General features: G+C 59.0%; 16 protein-coding genes and 2 tRNA genes. 15 read left to right on the top strand and 3 right to left on the bottom strand.

What is annotated here, in order from left to right; translation table 11 throughout:
- Positions 1-83 precede the first annotated feature (83 nt).
- The 6 genes from HDE75_RS02890 (at position 84) to HDE75_RS02865 (ending at position 7249) form a co-directional block, all read left to right on the top strand.
- Positions 84-995, top strand: coding sequence for a patatin-like phospholipase family protein (locus HDE75_RS02890; protein ID WP_183676306.1), 912 nt, complete (start codon positions 84-86; stop codon positions 993-995).
- 78 nt (positions 996-1073) lie between these two features.
- Complete coding sequence (locus HDE75_RS02885) at positions 1074-1478, top strand: GlcG/HbpS family heme-binding protein (protein WP_183676307.1); 405 nt, start codon at positions 1074-1076, stop codon at positions 1476-1478.
- Between the two features lie 307 nt (positions 1479-1785).
- A complete protein-coding gene (gene carA, locus HDE75_RS02880) occupies positions 1786-2964 on the top strand; it encodes a glutamine-hydrolyzing carbamoyl-phosphate synthase small subunit (RefSeq protein ID WP_183676308.1) in 1179 nt (392 codons plus the stop codon).
- Entirely contained in the window at positions 2957-6175 is a 3219-nt protein-coding gene (gene carB, locus HDE75_RS02875) for a carbamoyl-phosphate synthase large subunit (RefSeq protein WP_183676309.1), read from the top strand. Before carA ends, carB begins: the two co-directional genes overlap by 8 nt.
- 154 nt (positions 6176-6329) lie before the next feature.
- Positions 6330-6806, top strand: a complete 477-nt coding sequence (gene greA / locus HDE75_RS02870; RefSeq protein ID WP_183676310.1) for a transcription elongation factor GreA — start codon at positions 6330-6332, stop codon at positions 6804-6806.
- On the top strand, positions 6806-7249 hold the full coding sequence (locus tag HDE75_RS02865) for a DUF4149 domain-containing protein (RefSeq protein ID WP_183676311.1): 444 nt from the start codon (positions 6806-6808) through the stop codon (positions 7247-7249). The genes greA and HDE75_RS02865 overlap by 1 nt, the downstream gene beginning before the upstream one ends.
- An 89-nt stretch (positions 7250-7338) precedes the next feature.
- Here HDE75_RS02865 and HDE75_RS02860 read toward each other — a convergent pair whose 3' ends face one another.
- Complete coding sequence (locus tag HDE75_RS02860) at positions 7339-7809, bottom strand: YhbY family RNA-binding protein (RefSeq protein WP_183676312.1); 471 nt, start codon at positions 7807-7809, stop codon at positions 7339-7341.
- A 42-nt stretch (positions 7810-7851) separates the two neighbouring features.
- Here HDE75_RS02860 and HDE75_RS02855 point away from each other — a divergent pair, with 42 nt between their 5' ends.
- The 6 genes from HDE75_RS02855 (at position 7852) to HDE75_RS02830 (ending at position 13346) form a co-directional block, all read left to right on the top strand.
- Positions 7852-8535: an RlmE family RNA methyltransferase gene (locus tag HDE75_RS02855; RefSeq protein WP_183676313.1), complete on the top strand. Its 684-nt coding sequence runs from the start codon at positions 7852-7854 to the stop codon at positions 8533-8535.
- 210 nt (positions 8536-8745) lie between these two features.
- Positions 8746-10626: an ATP-dependent zinc metalloprotease FtsH gene (gene ftsH / locus HDE75_RS02850; protein ID WP_311735056.1), complete on the top strand. Its 1881-nt coding sequence runs from the start codon at positions 8746-8748 to the stop codon at positions 10624-10626.
- Positions 10627-10767: 141 nt separating this feature from the next.
- Entirely contained in the window at positions 10768-11616 is an 849-nt protein-coding gene (gene folP, locus HDE75_RS02845) for a dihydropteroate synthase (RefSeq protein WP_183676315.1), read from the top strand.
- Positions 11617-11657: 41 nt separating this feature from the next.
- Positions 11658-12995 carry a phosphoglucosamine mutase gene (glmM, locus tag HDE75_RS02840; protein WP_183676316.1) on the top strand — a complete coding sequence of 446 codons (1338 nt, stop codon included), beginning with the start codon at positions 11658-11660 and terminating at the stop codon, positions 12993-12995.
- Between the two features lie 92 nt (positions 12996-13087).
- A tRNA-Pro gene (locus HDE75_RS02835) sits at positions 13088-13164 on the top strand.
- A 107-nt stretch (positions 13165-13271) separates the two neighbouring features.
- A tRNA-Arg gene (locus HDE75_RS02830) sits at positions 13272-13346 on the top strand.
- 70 nt (positions 13347-13416) lie between these two features.
- Here HDE75_RS02830 and HDE75_RS02825 read toward each other — a convergent pair.
- Complete coding sequence (locus HDE75_RS02825) at positions 13417-13599, bottom strand: hypothetical protein (protein WP_183676317.1); 183 nt, start codon at positions 13597-13599, stop codon at positions 13417-13419.
- A 120-nt stretch (positions 13600-13719) separates the two neighbouring features.
- The gene (locus tag HDE75_RS02820) at positions 13720-14283 is read right to left on the bottom strand and encodes a GbsR/MarR family transcriptional regulator (protein WP_183676318.1); all 564 of its coding nucleotides are present in this window, start codon (positions 14281-14283) and stop codon (positions 13720-13722) included.
- A gap of 138 nt (positions 14284-14421) precedes the next feature.
- Here HDE75_RS02820 and cydD point away from each other — a divergent pair, with 138 nt between their 5' ends.
- The 3 genes from cydD (at position 14422) to HDE75_RS02805 (ending at position 19474) form a co-directional block, all read left to right on the top strand.
- A complete protein-coding gene (cydD, locus tag HDE75_RS02815; RefSeq protein WP_183676319.1) occupies positions 14422-16110 on the top strand; it encodes a thiol reductant ABC exporter subunit CydD in 1689 nt (562 codons plus the stop codon).
- Positions 16107-17792, top strand: a complete 1686-nt coding sequence (locus HDE75_RS02810) for an amino acid ABC transporter ATP-binding/permease protein (protein WP_183676320.1) — start codon at positions 16107-16109, stop codon at positions 17790-17792. Before cydD ends, HDE75_RS02810 begins: the two co-directional genes overlap by 4 nt.
- A gap of 110 nt (positions 17793-17902) precedes the next feature.
- Positions 17903-19474: a cytochrome ubiquinol oxidase subunit I gene (locus tag HDE75_RS02805; protein WP_183676321.1), complete on the top strand. Its 1572-nt coding sequence runs from the start codon at positions 17903-17905 to the stop codon at positions 19472-19474.
- Positions 19475-19486: the final 12 nt, after the last annotated feature.

The raw sequence follows: 19486 nt of genomic DNA, 5'->3' as shown, positions 1-19486 counted from the left end.
ATCCGCTTCAGTCCTGGCCGCCGTGCTTGCGCTACAATCGGCGCTTTGTTGCCACTGCCGCCTGCGGCTCCTTTCTTTCCACTATGCACCCTAAACGCCTGACCCTGCTTGCCCTGGCTGCCTTTGCCCTGGCCGGCTGCGAAACTTCCGCCCCCAAACCTGCCGCTACCTTGACGCCGCCTGAGCCGGTGGTGATTGCGCCGCGCAAGATCAAGATAGGCCTGGCGCTGGGTGGCGGCGCGGCGCGTGGATTTGCGCATATCGGCGTGATCAAGGCGCTCGAATCGCAAGGTATCGATGCCGATATCGTTACCGGCACCAGCGCGGGCAGCGTGGTGGGCGCCTTGTATGCGGCGGGCAATTCCGGCTTTGCCTTGCAAAAGATGGCGTTTGATATGGATGAAGCGGCCATTTCCGACTGGGCCTTGCCCCTGTTTGGCAAGTCGTCTGGCGTGCTGAAAGGCGAGGCCCTGCAAGCCTATGTCAACAAGGCAGTGGGCGGCTTGCCGCTGGAAAAACTGAAGATTCCGTTTGGCGTGGTGGCGACCGACCTGAAAAATGGCCAGCCGATCCTCTTCCAGCGCGGCAATACCGGCATGGCCGTGCGCGCTTCCTCGGCTGTGCCCGGGGTATTCCAGCCGGTCGTGATTGCGGGCCGCACCTATGTCGATGGCGGCCTGGTAGCGCCGGTGCCCGTGAAAGCTGCGCGCGATATGGGCGCCGACTTTATTATTGCCGTCAATATTTCCTCGCAAACCGATACGCAAAAAGCCATCAGCTCGATGGAAGTGATCATGCAGACGTTTGCCATCATGGGGCAGCGCATCAATCAGTTTGAGTTGAAGGATGCGGACGTGGTCATCCAGCCCAGCCTGGGTACGATGAAGGGTAATGATTTCAACAGCCGCAACCAGGCGATCCTGGCGGGCGAGCAGGCAACGTTCGCGGTGATGGCGCAGATCAAGCAAAAACTGAAGGCCAAGCGCGAACAGTAATAATGGATAGTTGCGGGACACTATAGATACTGGCCCTGTTTCGGCTACAATTTTGCTTCAACATAACAAGGATGTCTCATGCAATCGAAACCGGTTTTGACCCTGGACGACGTAAAGAAAATCGCTGCTGCCGCCGAAGCGGAAGCGGTCAAGAACAACTGGGCGGTGACGATCGCCATCGTCGATGACGGCGGCCACCTGCTGTGGCTGCAGCGCATGGATGGCGTGGCGCCGATTTCCTCGCACCTCGCTCCATCGAAGGCCAAGACTGCCGCCATGGGCCGTCGCGAGTCGCGCATTTATGAAGAAATCATCAATGGTGGCCGCGTATCTTTCCTGAGCGCGCCGGAAATTGATGGCATGCTCGAAGGTGGCGTTCCCATCATCGTCGAAGGTCATTGTATCGGCGCCGTCGGTGTGTCCGGCGTGAAATCGACTGAAGATGCACAAATTGCCAAGGCCGGGATTGCTGCAGTAGTGTAAGTGGCTAGTGTAAGTACTAACCGATATTGATTTGAAAGCCGCTCCGCGCATGCCGGGCGGCTTTTTTTATGGCGGCGGCAAGGGATGCTGCGTTGCAAAAAAATCGCAGCACCTTTGAATTTTCTTCCTTGTGGAAAAGCTTCCTTTTGGTTATAATTCAAAGGTTTAGCCAATCACACATATACCGTAGCGACTACCCATCCCCTCATTCACCATGATCGTCAAAAGCCCATGAACACACGCGTTCGGGTTTCCTGGCGGTCGGTCTGACGTGGCGCAGCTACGGTAACTTTATCAGGAGTTGCCCTTGCCGCCATTTTTTTCTGGCCCTGCCGTTCCAGCCATATTAGCGCTTGCTGATGGAACGATTTTCAAAGGTTTTTCGATCGGTGCCGCCGGTCATACCACGGGTGAGGTTGTTTTCAACACCTCCATGACCGGGTATCAGGAAATCCTTACCGACCCTAGTTATAGCCGCCAGATGGTCACCCTGACCTATCCGCATATCGGCAATACGGGTGTCAATCCGGAAGACGTCGAATCTTCCAAAGTACATGCCGCTGGCCTCATTATTCGCGATCTGCCATTGCTGGCATCCAATTTCCGCTCCACCCTTTCCCTGTCCGACTACCTCAAAGCTGAAAATATCGTTGCCATCGCCGGCATCGATACACGCAAGCTCACGCGTATCCTGCGTGAAAAAGGTGCGCAGGGCGGCGCCATCCTGGTCGGCACGCAAGGCAATGAGCCATCCACCGCGCAAGCGCTGGAACTGGCGCGTTCCTTCCCTGGCCTGTCCGGCATGGACCTGGCCAAAGTGGTGTCCGTCAAGGATGCGTATGAATACCGCGAAACCGAGTGGACTCTCGGTACCGGCTACGGCCAGCTGGCGGACGCCGACGTGAAATACCACGTGGTGGCGTTTGACTACGGCGTCAAGCGCAATATCTTGCGCATGCTGACGGCGCGCGGCTGCAAAGTGACCGTGCTGCCGGCGCAGGCGACGGCGGCTGAGGCGCTGGCCTTAAATCCTGACGGCATTTTCCTGTCGAATGGTCCTGGCGATCCGGAACCATGCGATTACGCGATTGCGGCCACCAAGGAACTGATCGAAAAAGGCATTCCGACTTTCGGTATTTGCCTCGGCCACCAGATCATGGCGATCGCTTCCGGCGCAAAAACCCTGAAGATGAAGTTCGGCCACCATGGCGCCAACCACCCGGTGCAAGACCTGGAAACGAAACAGGTCCTGATCACTTCGCAAAACCACGGTTTCGCCGTTGATGCAGCCACCTTGCCTGCCAACTGCCGCGTTACCCATGAATCGCTGTTCGACGGTTCCCTGCAGGGCTTTGCCCGCACGGACAAGCCGGCCTTCTGCTTCCAGGGCCACCCTGAAGCGTCGCCGGGCCCGATGGATGTTGCTTACCTGTTTGACCGCTTCATCAACTTGATGGCTGCGGAGGAGAAAAAGAAAAATGCCTAAACGTTTAGATATTAAAAGTATTCTGATTATTGGCGCTGGCCCGATCGTGATCGGCCAGGCCTGCGAATTCGATTATTCCGGCGCGCAAGCGTGCAAGGCCCTGCGCGAAGAGGGCTACAAAGTCATCCTGGTCAACAGCAACCCTGCGACCATCATGACCGACCCGGAAATGGCCGACGTCACCTACATCGAACCGATCACATGGTCGGTAGTCGAGCGCATCATCGCCAAGGAGCGTCCTGACGCGATCCTGCCAACGATGGGTGGCCAGACCGCGCTGAACTGCGCACTGGACCTGTTCAACAATGGCGTGCTGGCGAAATACAACGTCGAGCTGATCGGCGCATCGCCGGAAGCCATCGACAAGGCCGAAGACCGTTCCAAGTTCAAGGACGCGATGACCAAGATCGGCCTCGGTTCGGCCCGCTCTGGCGTGGCGCACTCGATGGAAGAATCGTGGGCGGTCCAGCGCGAAGTCGGTTTCCCGACCATCATCCGTCCATCGTTCACCATGGGTGGCAGCGGCGGCGGTATCGCCTACAACGAAGAAGAATTCGAAACGATTTGCAAACGCGGCCTGGAAGCTTCGCCGACCAAAGAATTGCTGATCGAAGAATCCTTGCTGGGCTGGAAAGAGTACGAGATGGAAGTGGTGCGCGACAAGGCGGACAACTGCATCATCATTTGCTCGATTGAAAACCTTGACCCGATGGGCGTACACACGGGAGATTCGATCACGGTTGCGCCAGCGCAAACCCTGACCGACAAGGAATACCAGATCATGCGCAATGCCTCCCTGGCAGTGCTGCGCGAGATCGGCGTCGACACCGGTGGTTCGAACGTGCAATTCTCGATCAATCCGGTCGATGGCCGCATGATCGTGATTGAAATGAACCCGCGCGTATCGCGTTCCTCGGCACTGGCGTCGAAAGCCACCGGTTTCCCGATTGCAAAAATCGCTGCCAAGCTGGCCGTGGGTTTCACCCTGGACGAGTTGCGCAATGAAATCACGGGCGGCGCCACGCCAGCATCGTTCGAGCCATCGATCGATTACGTGGTCACCAAGATCCCGCGTTTCACGTTCGAGAAATTCCCGACCGCCGACCACCACCTGACGACGCAAATGAAGTCGGTCGGTGAAGTGATGGCGATCGGCCGTACCTTCCAGGAATCGTTCCAGAAAGCCTTGCGCGGTCTGGAAGTGGGCGTGGATGGCATGAACGAAAAAACCAAGGACCGCGAAAAGATCGAAGAAGAACTGGGCGAGCCTGGTCCTGAACGTATCTGGTACGTGGGCGATGCGTTTGCCCAGGGCTTTACCTTGGAAGAAGTGCACCAGCTGACCAAGATCGACCCATGGTTCCTGATCCAGATCAAGGAAATCGTCGACCTGGAACTGTGGCTGGACACGCAGAAGCTGGAAAACCTGGACAAGAACACCCTGTACAAGTTGAAGCAAAAAGGTTTCTCGGACCGTCGTCTGGGCTTCCTGCTGCAAACGACGGATACTGCCGTGCGTCAGCAACGCCACGCCCTGAACATCCGCCCGGTTTACAAACGCGTCGATACTTGCGCGGCTGAATTCTCGACCGACACGGCATACATGTATTCCACGTATGACGAAGAGTGCGAATCGAATCCGACCGACAAGAAAAAGATCATGGTATTGGGCGGTGGCCCGAACCGTATCGGCCAGGGTATCGAATTCGACTATTGCTGCGTGCACGCGGCCCTCGCCATGCGCGAAGATGGCTACGAAACCATCATGGTCAACTGCAACCCGGAAACCGTGTCGACCGACTACGATACCTCTGACCGTCTGTATTTCGAGTCCCTGACCCTGGAAGACGTGCTGGAAATCGTCGCCATCGAAAAACCGGTCGGCGTGATCGTGCAGTACGGCGGCCAGACTCCGCTGAAGCTGGCGCTGGACCTGGAAGCGAATGGCGTGCCTATCATCGGCACCTCGCCTGACATGATCGACGCTGCCGAAGACCGCGAGCGTTTCCAGCAGATGCTGCACAAGCTGGAACTGCGCCAGCCGCCTAACCGCACCGCACGCACCGAAACTGAAGCGCTGGCGCTGGCCCAGGAAATCGGCTACCCGCTGGTAGTGCGTCCTTCCTACGTACTGGGCGGCCGCGCGATGGAAATCGTTCACGAGCAACGCGACCTGGAACGCTATATGCGCGAAGCGGTCAAGGTATCGCACGATTCGCCGGTGCTGCTGGACCGCTTCCTGAACGACGCCATCGAATGCGACGTCGATTGCATCTCCGACGGCGAAACCACCTTCATCGGCGGCGTGATGGAACACATCGAACAGGCAGGCGTGCACTCGGGCGACTCGGCTTGCTCGTTGCCACCATACTCGCTGGCCGCTGAAACGATTGAAGAACTGAAGCGCCAGACTTCGCTGATGGCCAAGGGCTTGAACGTGGTCGGCCTGATGAACGTGCAGTTCGCGATCCAGAAACAGGATGGCAAAGACGTCGTCTACGTGCTGGAAGTGAACCCGCGCGCTTCGCGTACCGTGCCTTTCGTCTCGAAAGCCACCGGTTTGCAACTGGCCAAGATTGCCGCCCGCTGCATGGTTGGCCAATCGCTGGCGTCGCAAGGCATCACCAAAGAAGTCGTGCCGCCTTACTTCAGCGTCAAGGAAGCCGTGTTCCCGTTCGTCAAGTTCCCAGGCGTGGACACCATCCTGGGACCGGAAATGAAGTCGACCGGTGAGGTCATGGGCGTAGGCCAGACCTTTGGCGAAGCGTTTGTGAAATCGCAGCTGGGCGCTGGCGTGAACCTGCCGAAATCGGGCAAGGTCTTCATCAGCGTGAAAGCGTCGGACAAGCCGCGCGCCGTGCAAGTGGCGCGCGACCTGGTCGAGTCCGGTTTCACCGTCTGCGCCACCAAGGGTACGGCTGCCGTCATCGCTGCCGCCGGCATTCCTGTCACGCCAGTCAACAAGGTGATCGAAGGCCGTCCGCACGTGGTCGACATGGTGAAAAACCATGAAATCGTGCTGGTGATCAACACCGTGGAAGAAAAGCGCAGCGCCATTGTCGATTCGCGGGCCATCCGCACCTCGGCCCTGGCCGCTCGCGTGACCACGTACACCACCATCGCCGGCGCGGAAGCGGCTGTCGAAGGCATCCGTCACCTCGATGAGCTGCGTGTGTACGATTTGCAAGGTTTGCATCGCACACTAGGCTAAGCTGATTGCAGTTGCTGCTGTTAATGCAGTACACTGTAGGAACACGAACCACAGAGTTTCGCGCAAAATAATGCGCGGCCTCTGTGGTTTTCACTTGTTAGACCGGTTAGCGATCACCGATCACCGATCACATTTAGCAGATAGTAGAGATAACATGACCACAGTCCCACTGACCAAATACGGCGCCGAACTTCTGAAAGAGGAGTTGCATCACCTGAAGACCAAGGAACGCCGCATCGTCATCGATGCCATCGCCGAAGCGCGCTCGCACGGTGACCTGTCGGAAAACGCCGAATATGACGCCGCCAAGGAACGCCAGGCGTTCGTGGAAGGCCGTATCGCCGAACTGGAAGGCAAGCTGAGCGTTGCTCAAATCATCGACCCGGCTGCGCTCGACGCGGAAGGCCGCGTGGTATTTGCCTCGACCGTGAACCTGGAAGACCTGGAATCGGGCCAGAAAGTCACCTACCAGATCGTCGGCCTCGATGAGGCGGACTTGAAACTGAACAAGGTTTCCGTGACTTCGCCGATCGCCCGCGCCCTGATCGGCAAATATGCCGGCGATGTGGTCGAAGTGCAGGCGCCGTCCGGCCCGCGCGAATACGAAATCCTGGAAGTACTGTACATCTGATGCTGAGCCGCGTACGTTTTCTCGTCGCCACCCTCTGGGCGGGCAGTCTGTGGACGGTCGGCTTTGTTGTCGCGCCGACCCTGTTTGCCACCCTGAGTGACCGCATGCTGGCCGGCACGATCGCCGGCAGCCTGTTCAGGGTCGAAGCGTGGCTGTCGATTGCGTGCGCGCTGATATTGCTGGCGCTGCTGCAATGGGATGCAGACGCCCTGGAGCCCAAGCGCCGCCGCCTGCTGGGCGCGCTGGTGCTGTCCATGCTGGTGTGTACCCTGGTCAGCTATTTTGGCATCACTCCCTTGATGGCCGAGCTGCGTGCGCAAGCGCCGTCCGGCGTGATGGATGACGCGATGCGCAGCCGTTTCGGCATGCTGCATGGCGTGTCGACCCTGATCTTCGCCGTGCAGAGCCTGTTGGCTGGCGTGTTGATCTGGAAGCAGCAGTAAGCAATTAACTGAGCAAAAAAAAGCGGAGCAGGAATAAATCCTTGCTCCGCTTCTTGTTTAAACAGCCTGACGGCTGCCACTGTGCAAGCTTATTTGCTGCCCAGTGCGCTTTTCTTGGCGCTCTTCTGACGTGGTTTTGCACGTTTGATGGTGCCGCCTTCGGTAACGCGCTCATTGCCTTTGATCATGACCTTGGTCACGCTCGGGCGCTTGGTACCGCTGGCGCTGGCTTTGACGATCGTCACTTCGCGCAAACCTTTGCCGGAGCTGATCTTTTCCTTAACCACTTCTTTTTTCGGACGGTAAAGTACCAGCAGCTTGCCAATATGTTGTACCGGGGCGGCGCCGAGATTGCCGCAAATCGTATCGTACATTCCAACGCGGGCTTCGCGGTCATCACCGAATACACGGACTTTAATCAGACCGTGCGAATCGAGGCCCAGATCGATCTCTTTGAGGACAGCAGGTGTCAAGCCCGCTTCGCCAATGATGACGATAGGCTTCAGCGCGTGTGCTTCGGCGCGCAGTGCGCTGCGCTCTACGGGTGTAAGTTTTAGCATAATAATTTTTAGTAATTCCCTTAAAAGCAGTATTCTACGCGAATGGCAAAGAAGAAATTAAACAAAAACTGGTTGCACGACCACATAAATGATCCTTATGTGAAGTTGGCACAGAAAGAGGGCTACCGCGCCCGGGCCGCTTACAAGCTCAAAGAAATCGATGAAGACGAGAAACTGATCAAGCCTGGCCAGGTGATTGTCGACCTCGGTTGCACCCCTGGCAGCTGGGGACAGTATGCACGCCGCAAGCTCGCTGGCAAGGACGGCGGCGGTATCAATGGTACCTTGATTGGCCTCGACATGCTGGAAATGGAGCCGATTGCCGACTTTAACTTCATCCAGGGTGATTTCCGCGAAGCGCGCGTGCTGCGTCAGCTGGAAGTGGTCTTGCAAGGACGCAAAGTGGATCTGGTAATGTCGGATATGGCGCCCAATCTGTCCGGTATCGCCACCGCAGACGCCGCGCGCATGGAACATCTGATCGACCTGGCCGTCGAGTTTTCGCAGCTGCACCTGAAACCATCGGGCGTATTGCTGGTGAAATGCTTTAAAAACATGGGTTTCAGCCAGATCGTGGAGAAATTCCGCGGCGAATTCAAGGTTGTGGTGCAGAAAAAGCCCAAGGCCAGCCGCGACAAGTCGTCGGAAATCTTCCTGATGGGACGTGGACTGAAGAATCCTGTTAAAAATGTTATCGAGGAAGATGATTCCACTCTTGATATTTAAGGCAGAATCCGCACATAAGAACGAGAAGTGCCGTAGCAATCGTGGTGTTAGCACCTAAATTGTTTATACTGCACTTGTTGACGTGAGCGCGTTTCGTTTGGTTTCGTTTCGCGCGCACGGATCGGCGGGCTTTGGCACGGCCCGCTTATTGCGAGTAAAATCGTATTTCTGCTATAAGTAAAAGATGCGCACTGCATCCAAGGAGTCTTCGTGAATAACATGTTTTCCAAATCTGCCATCTGGGTAGTCGTCTTGCTGCTGTTGTTCATGCTGTTCAAACAGTTCGACAGCCACGGCAGCTCGGGTGGCAGCAAGTCCATCGCTTATTCCGATTTGCTGGATGAAGTCAAAGCCAAGCGTGTCAAGGATGTGGTGATCGAGGGTTCGGCGATTACCGCCAAAATGATGGACGATACCAAGGTACGTACCACTGCCACCATGCTCGACAAGGGCTTGATCGGCGACCTGCGTGACAATGGCGTGCACTTCGATGTGCGTCCACCAGAGGAAGTAGGATTCCTGCAGCAAATTTTCATGAACTGGTTCCCGATGCTGCTATTGATCGGCGTCTGGATTTTCTTCATGCGTCAGATGCAGGGCGGCGGCAAGGGCGGGGCATTCTCGTTCGGCAAGTCGAAAGCCCGCATGATGGATGAAGCCAGCAACACGGTGACCTTTGCCGACGTCGCCGGTTGCGACGAAGCCAAGGAAGAAGTCAATGAAGTCGTCGACTTCCTGAAGGACCCTAGCAAATTCCAGAAACTGGGTGGCCGTATTCCACGCGGCGTGCTGATGGTTGGTCCTCCAGGCACGGGTAAAACCCTGCTGGCGCGCGCCATTGCCGGCGAAGCCAAAGTGCCATTCTTCTCGATTTCCGGTTCGGACTTCGTTGAAATGTTCGTCGGTGTGGGTGCCTCCCGCGTACGCGACATGTTTGAAAACGCCAAGAAACACTCGCCTTGCATTATCTTTATCGATGAGATCGATGCCGTTGGCCGTCACCGCGGCGCCGGTACGGGCGGTGGTAATGATGAGCGCGAACAGACCCTGAACCAGTTGCTGGTCGAGATGGACGGTTTTGAAGCGAACTCCGGCGTGATCGTCGTGGCCGCGACCAACCGTGCAGACGTGCTCGATAAAGCGCTGCTGCGTCCAGGCCGTTTCGACCGCCAGGTATCCGTCGGCTTGCCAGACATCCGCGGCCGTGAACAGATCTTGAACGTGCACATGCGCAAAGTGCCTATCGGCACCGACGTCAAGGCCGATATCCTGGCCCGCGGTACGCCTGGTTTCTCGGGCGCCGACCTGGCCAATCTGGTCAACGAAGCTGCTTTGTTCGCCGCGCGCCGCAGCAAGCGCCTGGTGGAAATGTCGGACTTCGAAGATGCAAAAGACAAGATCTACATGGGTCCTGAGCGTAAATCGATGATCATCCGCGAGGAAGAACGCCGCAATACGGCTTACCATGAGTCCGGTCACGCGGTGGTAGCGAAGTTGCTGCCGAAAGCCGACCCAGTCCATAAAGTGACGATCATGCCGCGCGGCTGGGCCCTGGGCCTGACCTGGCAGTTGCCGGAGCACGATAACTTGTCCGCTTATAAGGACAAGATGCTGGAAGAAATTTCCATCCTGTTCGGCGGCCGTATCGCTGAAGAAATTTTCGTCGGCCAGATGTCGACCGGCGCCTCGAATGACTTCTCGCGCGCCACCAAGCTGGCCCGTTCGATGGTGACCCGCTTCGGCATGTCCGACAGCATGGGCGTCATGGTCTACGAAGACAGCGAAAACGAAGGTTTCTTCGGCGGCGCGACCAAGACGATTTCCGAAGCGACCCAGCAAAAGGTCGATGCTGAAATCCGCAGCATTCTCGACACGCAATATGCGCTGTCGCGCAAGCTGCTGGAAGAAAACCGCGACAAGGTGGAAGTGATGACCAAGGCTCTGCTGGAATGGGAAACCATCGATGCAGACCAGATCAACGACATCATGGCGGGACAGGAGCCGCGTCCGCCTAAAGTCATTCCGCCACGCCGTAATGCAGGCGACAGCGGTACGGGCGGCATCTCGCCGAACGCGACGGCGCCAGCCTGATGACAGTCTGGTAGTTTGTAGTTAAAGTAACAAAGGGTAAGGAGTGATCCTTACCCTTTTTCTTTAGCGCTACAATCTGCACTCGGGCAAGCGATCGTATAGACGACTATGCCTGTTTTTTCATTGAACTATTAGATGCACATGCGACACTATTTTCAAGTTGGCCGTTTCGGCTTCCAGCTGCAAGGGCAGGGCGCGCAGGCGCTGGTGATGGGCATCCTGAATATCACACCAGACTCGTTTTCCGATGCGGGCCAGTTTCACAGCCTGGAGTTTGCACTGTCGCGCGCCGAGCAGATGATTGCCGACGGCGTCGATATCATTGATATCGGAGGCGAATCGAGCCGCCCTGGCGCACCGCCGTTGCCGCTGCACGATGAGCTGCAAAGGGTAATGCCGGTGCTGTACGCCTTGCGCGATTGCGGCAAACCCTTGTCCGTCGATACCTACAAGCCGCAAGTCATGCGCGAAGCCATCCTGGCCGGCGCCGACATGATCAATGACATCAACGGTTTCCGTGCGCCGGGCGCCATAGCTGCCGTGCGCGACAGTGACTGCGCGCTGTGTATCATGCATATGCAAAGCGTGCCCGCCACCATGCAGGACCAGCCCGCATACGACGATGTGGTGCGCGACGTCACGGATTTCCTGCGCGAGCGCGTGGAAGTGATGACGGCGGCCGGCGTCGATCGTGAGCGCCTGTGCGTCGATCCTGGCTTTGGTTTTGGCAAGACGGTGGAACAGAATTACGCCTTGCTGGGCGCTACGCGTCACTTGCGTAGCGAATTGGGCCTGCCAGTGCTGGCGGGGTTGTCGCGCAAGTCCATGATAGGCGCCGTGACGGGCCGTCCTGTCGAGCAGCGCCTGGCGGGCAGCCTGGCCGGAGCGCTGTTTGCTGTAGCGCAAGGTGCGGAAATTGTACGCGTACATGATGTTGCGGAGACGGTCGATGCATTGAAGGTGTGGCGCATGGCGCACGCGCAAGTTTGAGTTTTGAAGTCACTATTACCTATAAAAAGAAGAGAGTATCTATGAGCCGTAAATATTTTGGTACCGATGGCATCCGTGGTCTGGTGGGCGACGCCCCTATCACTCCCGACTTTGTCATGCGCCTCGGCTATGCGGCCGGCAAGGTGCTGGCCAAGTCGCATGGTGGCAAGGTGCATCCGACCGTGCTGATCGGCAAGGACACGCGCATTTCTGGCTATATGCTGGAAGCGGCGCTGGAAGCGGGCTTTTCGGCCGCTGGCGTCGATGTGATGCTCGCTGGCCCCATGCCGACACCCGCGATCGCCTACCTGACACGCGCGCTGCGCCTGACGGCTGGCGTGGTGATTTCCGCGTCGCACAATCCTTTCCACGACAATGGCATCAAGTTTTTCTCGGGCCAGGGCACCAAGCTGCCTGACAGCGTGGAGCAGGAAATCGAACTGGCGCTCGACGAGCCCATGGCGTGTGTGGCCTCCGACAAGCTGGGCCGCGCCAAGCGCCTGGATGACGCGCAAGGCCGTTACATCGAATTTTGCAAGAGCACTTTCCCTACCGAACTGGACTTGCATGGCTTGAAGATCGTCGTCGATTGCGCGCATGGCGCCGCCTACCACATCGCGCCGCACGTCTTCCATGAGCTGGGTGCGGAAGTGATCGCCATCGGCAACAAGCCTGATGGCTTGAATATCAATGCGGGCTTTGGCGCCACGGCGCCCAAGGCCATGGCGGCAGCCGTGGTTGAGCATGGCGCCGACCTGGGTATCGCGCTCGATGGCGATGCGGACCGCCTGATCATGTGCGACGCCACGGGCCGCTTGTATAACGGCGACGAGTTGCTGTATGTGATGGTCAAGGATAGATTGGCCAGTGGCCCTGTGGAGGGGGCAGTCGGCACCCTGATGACGAATATGGCGCTGGAAGTGCTGCTCAAGGAAAAAGGCATCGGTTTCGCGCGCGCCAAGGTGGGCGACCGCTACGTGCTGGAAATCATGAAAGAGCGCGGCTGGCTGCTGGGTGGTGAAGGTTCGGGCCACTTGCTGTGCCTGGACAAGCATACGACTGGCGATGGCATCGTGTCGTCGCTGCAAGTGCTGTCCGCTCTCAAGCGTAGCGGCCAAAGCTTGCAGGACTGCCTGAGCGACCTGGTGCTGTTCCCGCAAACCCTGATCAACCTGCGCGTGGCGCCCGGTTTCGACTGGCAGCAAAACGCTGCGATGGTGGCGGAAAAAGCCACGGTGGAAGAAGAGCTGGGCGATACGGGGCGCGTGCTGATCCGCGCTTCCGGCACCGAGCCGCTGATCCGCGTGATGGTGGAAGCGAAGGACAAGGACAAGGCCGAAAGCATGGCGCGTAGAATTGCAGCGCACGTCCCTGTTTAAAGCCGGGATTTAAGGCAGGAATCGATTTTATTTCCCCTTATTTTGTCTATGGCAATTGACGAAATTGTGGGGAAGCGCTATTATCTTGTCTTCGGAGTGTGGCGCAGCCCGGTAGCGCACCTGGTTTGGGACCAGGGGGTCCAAGGTTCGAATCCTTGTACTCCGACCAAAATATAAGCGGGCTGTCAGAAATGACAGCCCGTTTTTCATTGTGTAGCAGTGAGTGCCGATGAGCATTCCATTGCCATCAAGCATCAGTTAAAATATTGCACCTTTCCGCCCATCGTTCAACGGATAGGACAACGGTCTTCTAAACCGTGAATGGGGGTTCGATTCCCTCTGGGCGGGCCAGTATATGCTTCCATATGCCGGACCCAGGCGCCACCTTCAGGCGTTCTCTCTTTCCCGTTTTTTTCCTTGTCTATGGCTGTGCGTACAGCACCACTTTCAACAGATAGAGCAGCGGCACCGCGCATAGCAGCGCAGCGACCAGCGTGCACGTCTTGCGCGTAAACACATGCGCCAGGCGCAGCCGTTCGCGCGTAGGCAAGTGATGGCGTGCTGCGCGGTGTGCGCGTGATTGGGACAAGTGCTGATAGTGCATGAAAGCCTCCTCGCGTGGACAGTGCTGATGCTGTCCAGCATAGCGAGAGAGACCTAAAAACCGTGTAAATAGCTGGCCCTGGCGTGTAGCGAAGGTATAAAAACGCCTGCGCTCCAGCGCCTAGTCTTCCTTGTTTTCCGTATTCTTGTTGCTGCCAAACAGGCGATCCTTGGCGTTGAGCAGCTTGTGCACCTTGGCGCCCATCTTCATCAACTGCGCCATCGATTCAGGCGACAAGCGCTGCAAGTCGTCGAACCAGGTATTGGCCAAGTCGACCAATTCATACATTTCGCGCATGCGCTCCTGCGCATACTGGTCTACGGGTTCGGTGGCCGGCGTCATCAGCGATTCGCGCAGCACCGTGAGGGTGGGCGCCACTTCGCGGCGTCGGCGTTCGGCAGCCACCACGCGGAAGATTTGCCACACATCCCCCAGCGACGAAAAATACTCGCGCCGGTCACCCGGGATGCGCGTCAACCGTATCAAGCCCCAGCCCTGCAATTCCTTCAGGCCGATGCTCACGTTCGAGCGCGAAAAACTCAGGTGTTCGGCGATTTCGTCTGCATGCAAAGGTTGCTCAGAAACAAACAATAAAGCGTACACTTGCCCAACCGTTCGGTTAAAGCCCCAGCGGCTGCCCATCTCGCCGAAGTGGCTGACGAAGGTCAGGATCAGCGGAGTCATGTTGATATGGTGAGTTTTCATAATTAACTGAAATTTTTGCACGCAGTGGAGGCTGGGTCAATTGATATATGGCACGTTTCGCAGTATTATACAAAATATCGAATTTACAGAGATTTCTGAAAACTCAATAAGTATCTAATGTCTAACACGCCACTTTCTTTGCCGCAGTTTGATCTTCCCCGTTTTGCCAGTCTGGTGCAGGGCGGCGCCGCCTTGCTGTGGTTGCCGCAGGCGGCCTTGCTGGCCTGGGCTATCGATAGCATGTTGAAGGGCTCTGCCTGGCAAGCCGCGCTGGCGCCGGTCGCTGGCGTATTGCTGCTGGGCCTGCTGCGCGCCTGGGCAGAAGCGTGGGGCGCGCGCGTGATGTATGCGGCCGCCCGTGGCCATTTATCCACATTGCGTGCGCAAGTAGCGCATTCTTTGGCACACCGTTCGCCGATGGACCGCCAGCGTGCGCAATCAGGCCAGGCGGCCAGCGTGATGGCTGAACAGGCCGAAGCCATCGTGCCCTACCTGGTGCGCTACAAACCCACGCGCTGGAAAGTGATGCTGGTGCCGCTAGTGATATTGGCGGTAGTTCTGCCACTCTCCTGGGTGGCCGCGTTGATCCTGCTGATCGCCGCACCGCTGATCCCGATTTTTATGGCCCTGGTCGGCATGGGCGCACAGGCAGCCAGCCGCGCGCAGATGGTGGAAATGGGCGGCATGAATGCTTTCTTGCTGGACCGCCTGCGTGGCCTGTCCACCTTGCGCGCCCTTGATGCAGTCGACGCTACGGCCAGCCGCCTCGATGAGACCGCGCAATCCTTGCGCCGGCGCACGATGGTTGTGCTGCGCATCGCCTTTCTGTCATCCGCCGTGCTGGAACTGTTTTCCGCATTAGGTGTGGCCATGGTGGCCGCCTATATCGGCTTTTCACTGCTGGGCACCTTCCACTTCGGCAGCTGGGGCCATGTCTTGACTCTGGGGGAGGGCATGTTCATCCTACTGCTGGCGCCCGCCTTTTTCGAGCCGCTGCGTGAACTGGCTGCCGTCTGGCATGACAAGGCGGCCGGCGAAGCGGCCCTGGCCGGCATGCATGAGCTGGCCGCCGAAGGCATGGCCTTGCCTGGTGGCGCAACCCGTTCTGTTGCGCCGGCTGTTTCTTCAGCACCACCCTCCATCGAGATTCGCCAGCTGCACTTTACCCAGCCTGGCGAAGCGCCGCTGTTTTCCCAACTCGACCTCCATGTGCGTGGCGGCGAACACGTGGCCTTGCTGGGCGTCAGCGGCGCTGGCAAGACGACCTTGCTGTCCTTGCTGGCAGGTCTGTTGCCAGCCGATGGAGGCGAAATCCGTATTGGCGGCGTGCTGATGAGCGATGCCAGCGTGGCCGCCTTGCGCCAGCGCATGGCCTGGATGGGCCAGCGGCCGCACGTATTTGCCGCTTCCGTCAGCCAGAACGTGACCCTGGGCCGCACCGATGCTGACGTGGCGAATGTTAATGCCGCACTGCATCTGGCCGACTTGTCTGCCGTGGCCCAGGCGCGGCCCAGTGTGATGCTCAGCGATGGCGGCCACGGTTTGTCCGGTGGCGAAGCGGTACGGCTGGCCCTGGCACGCGTAGTGATCGCCGTCAATGCTGCCGGTGCCGACTTGCTGTTGGTCGATGAGCCGACCGCCCACCTCGACAGTGAAACGGCTAGCCGCGTCACCGACGCCTTGCTGGCCCTGGCCAAGGGCAAGACCATGCTCGTTGCCACGCATGATCCCGTGCTGGCCAGCCGCTTGCAGCGCAGCATCGTCATCGGCCCAGAGCTGGCAATGATGGAGGCACGGCGCGCATGAAATCCTTGTTCTTTCCACTCAATCCCGTGCTGCGCCAGTTGCTGCTGGCCCAGCCGGGCAAGCTGGTCGCCGGCGCCGTGCTGGCAGCCCTGACGGTGATTGCCGGCATGGCCTTGCTGGGCTTGTCGGGCTGGTTTATCACGGCCACCTCGATTGCCGGCCTGCATGCTTCCACTGCCTTGATGTTCGACGTCTTCGGTCCTTCGGCCGGCATCCGTTTGCTGGCGATAGGCCGCACCGGCTCGCGCTACGCGGAGCGGCTGGTCACGCATGACGCCACCTTCGCCGCGCTGGCCACTATCCGCGTGGACCTGTTCCGTGGCTGGTCGCTGCCGGAAGCGGGCAAGCGCTTGCTGCGCCAGCCGGCCAAATTGCTGTTTCGTTTGACGGCCGATATTGATGCGCTGGAATCGCTGTATCTGCGCCTGATCGTGCCTGCCTTTACGGCCCTGTGCGCGGCGCTGCTGGCCGCTGTGGCCCTCGGTTTCATGCAGATCAGTATGGGTGTGGTGTTTGCCGTCTGGCTGCTGCTCAGCGGCGGTGGCATCAGCGCGCTGCTGATACGCCGTGCGCAGCGCCACGCCATCGTGCGTTCGCGCGCCACCGAGCAACTGCGATCAGCCACCATCGACCTGGTGGCAGGCCAGACTGACCTGGTGATGGCGGGCCGTATCGGCGCCCAATGCGATGTATTGGCTGGCATCGATGGTGCGCTGGCCCGGGCCGACCTGGAACTGAACCGCCTGGAAACGCGCGCCGCTGCGGCTTACAGCATCGCCGGCGCGATTACCCTGGCCGGCGTGCTGCTGGCGGTGGCTGCGCTGGTAGATAGCCAGGCCATCACGGTGCCGGTGGCGGCGCTGGGTGTGCTCATTGCGCTCACCGCCGTCGAACCGTTTGCTAGTTTGCGCCGTGGCGCGCTGGAAGCGGGGCGCATGTTGCTGGCGGTCCGCAGGCTGGGACCGCGCGTGGCCTCAGCTGGTTCCACTGCGCCTGATGCAGAGGTGACGGCGGACGTGCGCTTCGAGCAAGTGAGCGCCGCCCACGCTGGCAGTGATATGGCCATCGTGCACGGCGTATCGCTGACAGTGGCCGCTGGCGAACGGGTGGCCTTGATTGGCCCCAGCGGCGCCGGTAAATCGACCTTGCTGGCGGTGGCGGCGCGTGAAATCGCTGCGCTGGCCGGCAACTACAGCGGGCCGCGCGCCTGTCTGTTCACGCAGCGTACCGAGCTGTTCCAGGACAGTGTGCGCGACAACCTGCGCCTGGCAGACCCGCAGGCCGACGACGGTCGGCTGTGGGAAGCGCTGCGGGCGGCGGGCCTGGAGGCGGAAGTGCAGGCCATGACGGGCGGCCTGGACACGCGCCTGGGCGAGGGCGGGCTGGGCTTGTCGGGCGGGCAGTCGCGCCGCCTGGCGCTGGCGCGGTTGTTCCTGCACGAGTCGCCGCTGTGGCTGCTGGATGAAGCCACCGAGGCGCTCAATGCGGCCACCGCGCATGACGTGCTGGTGCGCCTGGCCGCCCGTTGCGAGGGGCGTACCTTGCTGATCGCAACCCACTTGCGGCGCGAAGCAGCGCTGGCGGATCGCCTGATCAGCATCCGCCATGGCCGCGTCAATGGCGATGTGCGGCGCGGTACGGTGGGGTTTGAAGCGGCTTTGCAGAGCTTGCGGGCTGACTGAATGGCGCACTAAATATTGTGCAGTAAATATGGTGCATTAAAGAAACAAACGTACGGCCTTGTCTTAATAAAAAGTTTACACTTAAGAAATAGAAACACCAAGGAAAGCAAATGGACCTCGACATTGTTGCATTATCAAGACTGCAATTTGGGCTGACCGCCCTGTACCACTTTATCTTCGTTCCGCTGACCATCGGCCTGTCCGTGATGCTGGCCATCATGGAAACAGTCTATGTGATGACGGGGCGCACCATCTGGCGCGACATGACCAAGTTCTGGGGCGTCCTGTTCGGCATTAACTTTGCCATGGGCGTTGCCACCGGCATCGTCATGGAATTCCAGTTCGGCATGAACTGGAGCTATTACAGCCATTATGTGGGCGATATTTTCGGCGCGCCGCTGGCCATCGAGGGCTTGATGGCCTTCTTCCTGGAAGCGACCTTTGTCGGCATCTTCTTCTTTGGCTGGGATAAATTGTCGGCGCGCGGCCATCTGGCCACGACCTGGCTGGTGGCCATCGGTTCGAACTTCTCGGCCTTGTGGATTCTGATCGCCAATGGCTGGATGCAAAATCCGGTCGGCGCCGCCTTCAACCCGCAAACCATGCGCATGGAAGTGACCGATTTCGGCGCCGTGCTGACCAATCCGGTGGCGCAGGCGAAATTCGTGCATACGGTCTCGGCCGGCTATACGGTGGCCGCCATCTTCGTACTGGGCGTGTCGGCCTGGTATCTGCTCAAGGGCCGCCACGTGCAACTGGCCAAGCGCTCGATGACGGTGGCGGCCTCGTTCGGCCTGGCCGCCTCGCTGTCGGTGGTGGTGCTCGGTGATGAAAGCGGCTATCTGTCGTCGGAACATCAAAAGATGAAGCTGGCCGCGATTGAAGCCATGTGGCACACGGAGCCGGCGCCTGCCGCCTTCACGGCCTTTGGTTTCCCCGACCAGAAAGCGCGCGAAACGCATTACGCGATTCACATCCCGATGGTGATGGGCTTGATCGGCACGCGTTCGCTGTCGACCGAGATTCCCGGCATCAATGAACTGGTCGAACGCGGCGAGTTGCTGATACAGGACGGCATCAAGGCCTATGACGCGCTGCAAACCATCCGCAGCGTGCCGCCAGGCGGCGCAGTGCCACAAGAGGCCAAGGATATCTTTGAATCGAAAGGCAATTCCCTCGGTTATGCGCTGCTGCTGAAACGCTATGTCGATGATCCAAGACTGGCCACGCCCGAGCAGATCAGCAAGGCCGCGCAAGACACCGTGCCTGCCGTGGCGCCGCTGTTCTGGTCCTTCCGCGTGATGGTGGGCCTGGGCATGTTCTTCATCGCGCTGACCGCCACCTTCTTTATCCTGTCCGTGCGCCGCACCCTGGACGCCCACCGCTGGCTGTTGAAAGTGGCCGTATTCGCCATTCCGCTGCCGTGGATCGCCGCCGAGGCGGGCTGGATCGTGGCTGAAGTAGGGCGCCAGCCGTGGGTCATCGAGGGCGTGTTGCCGACCGCCGTGGCGGTATCGAACCTGGGCATCACGACCCTGCTGATCACGATTGCCGGCTTTGCCGCGATCTACACCGTGCTGCTGATTATCGAGATGAAGCTGATGCTGAAGGCGATCCGCAAGGGGCCGGCCGAAACGGCGCCTGCCGTCGCGCCTTCCGTCACCCGCACTCAACTCGCTTAAGCTGAAAGGAGG

Source organism: Janthinobacterium silvisoli (genome assembly GCF_014200725.1).
Lineage (GTDB): Bacteria > Pseudomonadota > Gammaproteobacteria > Burkholderiales > Burkholderiaceae_D > Janthinobacterium.
This window is presented reverse-complemented; position numbering and strand designations above follow the sequence as displayed.

Coding starts and splice junctions, on each gene's coding strand:
- HDE75_RS02860 (WP_183676312.1), bottom strand. CDS start 7,809: ATGCTAAAACTTACACCCGTAGAGCGCAGCGCACTGCGCGCCGAAGCA.
- HDE75_RS02820 (WP_183676318.1), bottom strand. CDS start 14,283: ATGACTCCGCTGATCCTGACCTTCGTCAGCCACTTCGGCGAGATGGGC.
- folP (WP_183676315.1), top strand. CDS start 10,768: ATGCGACACTATTTTCAAGTTGGCCGTTTCGGCTTCCAGCTGCAAGGG.
- glmM (WP_183676316.1), top strand. CDS start 11,658: ATGAGCCGTAAATATTTTGGTACCGATGGCATCCGTGGTCTGGTGGGC.
- HDE75_RS02885 (WP_183676307.1), top strand. CDS start 1,074: ATGCAATCGAAACCGGTTTTGACCCTGGACGACGTAAAGAAAATCGCT.
- HDE75_RS02810 (WP_183676320.1), top strand. CDS start 16,107: ATGAAATCCTTGTTCTTTCCACTCAATCCCGTGCTGCGCCAGTTGCTG.
- HDE75_RS02805 (WP_183676321.1), top strand. CDS start 17,903: ATGGACCTCGACATTGTTGCATTATCAAGACTGCAATTTGGGCTGACC.
- cydD (WP_183676319.1), top strand. CDS start 14,422: ATGTCTAACACGCCACTTTCTTTGCCGCAGTTTGATCTTCCCCGTTTT.
- greA (WP_183676310.1), top strand. CDS start 6,330: ATGACCACAGTCCCACTGACCAAATACGGCGCCGAACTTCTGAAAGAG.
- HDE75_RS02865 (WP_183676311.1), top strand. CDS start 6,806: ATGCTGAGCCGCGTACGTTTTCTCGTCGCCACCCTCTGGGCGGGCAGT.
- HDE75_RS02825 (WP_183676317.1), bottom strand. CDS start 13,599: ATGCACTATCAGCACTTGTCCCAATCACGCGCACACCGCGCAGCACGC.
- carB (WP_183676309.1), top strand. CDS start 2,957: ATGCCTAAACGTTTAGATATTAAAAGTATTCTGATTATTGGCGCTGGC.
- HDE75_RS02890 (WP_183676306.1), top strand. CDS start 84: ATGCACCCTAAACGCCTGACCCTGCTTGCCCTGGCTGCCTTTGCCCTG.
- HDE75_RS02855 (WP_183676313.1), top strand. CDS start 7,852: ATGGCAAAGAAGAAATTAAACAAAAACTGGTTGCACGACCACATAAAT.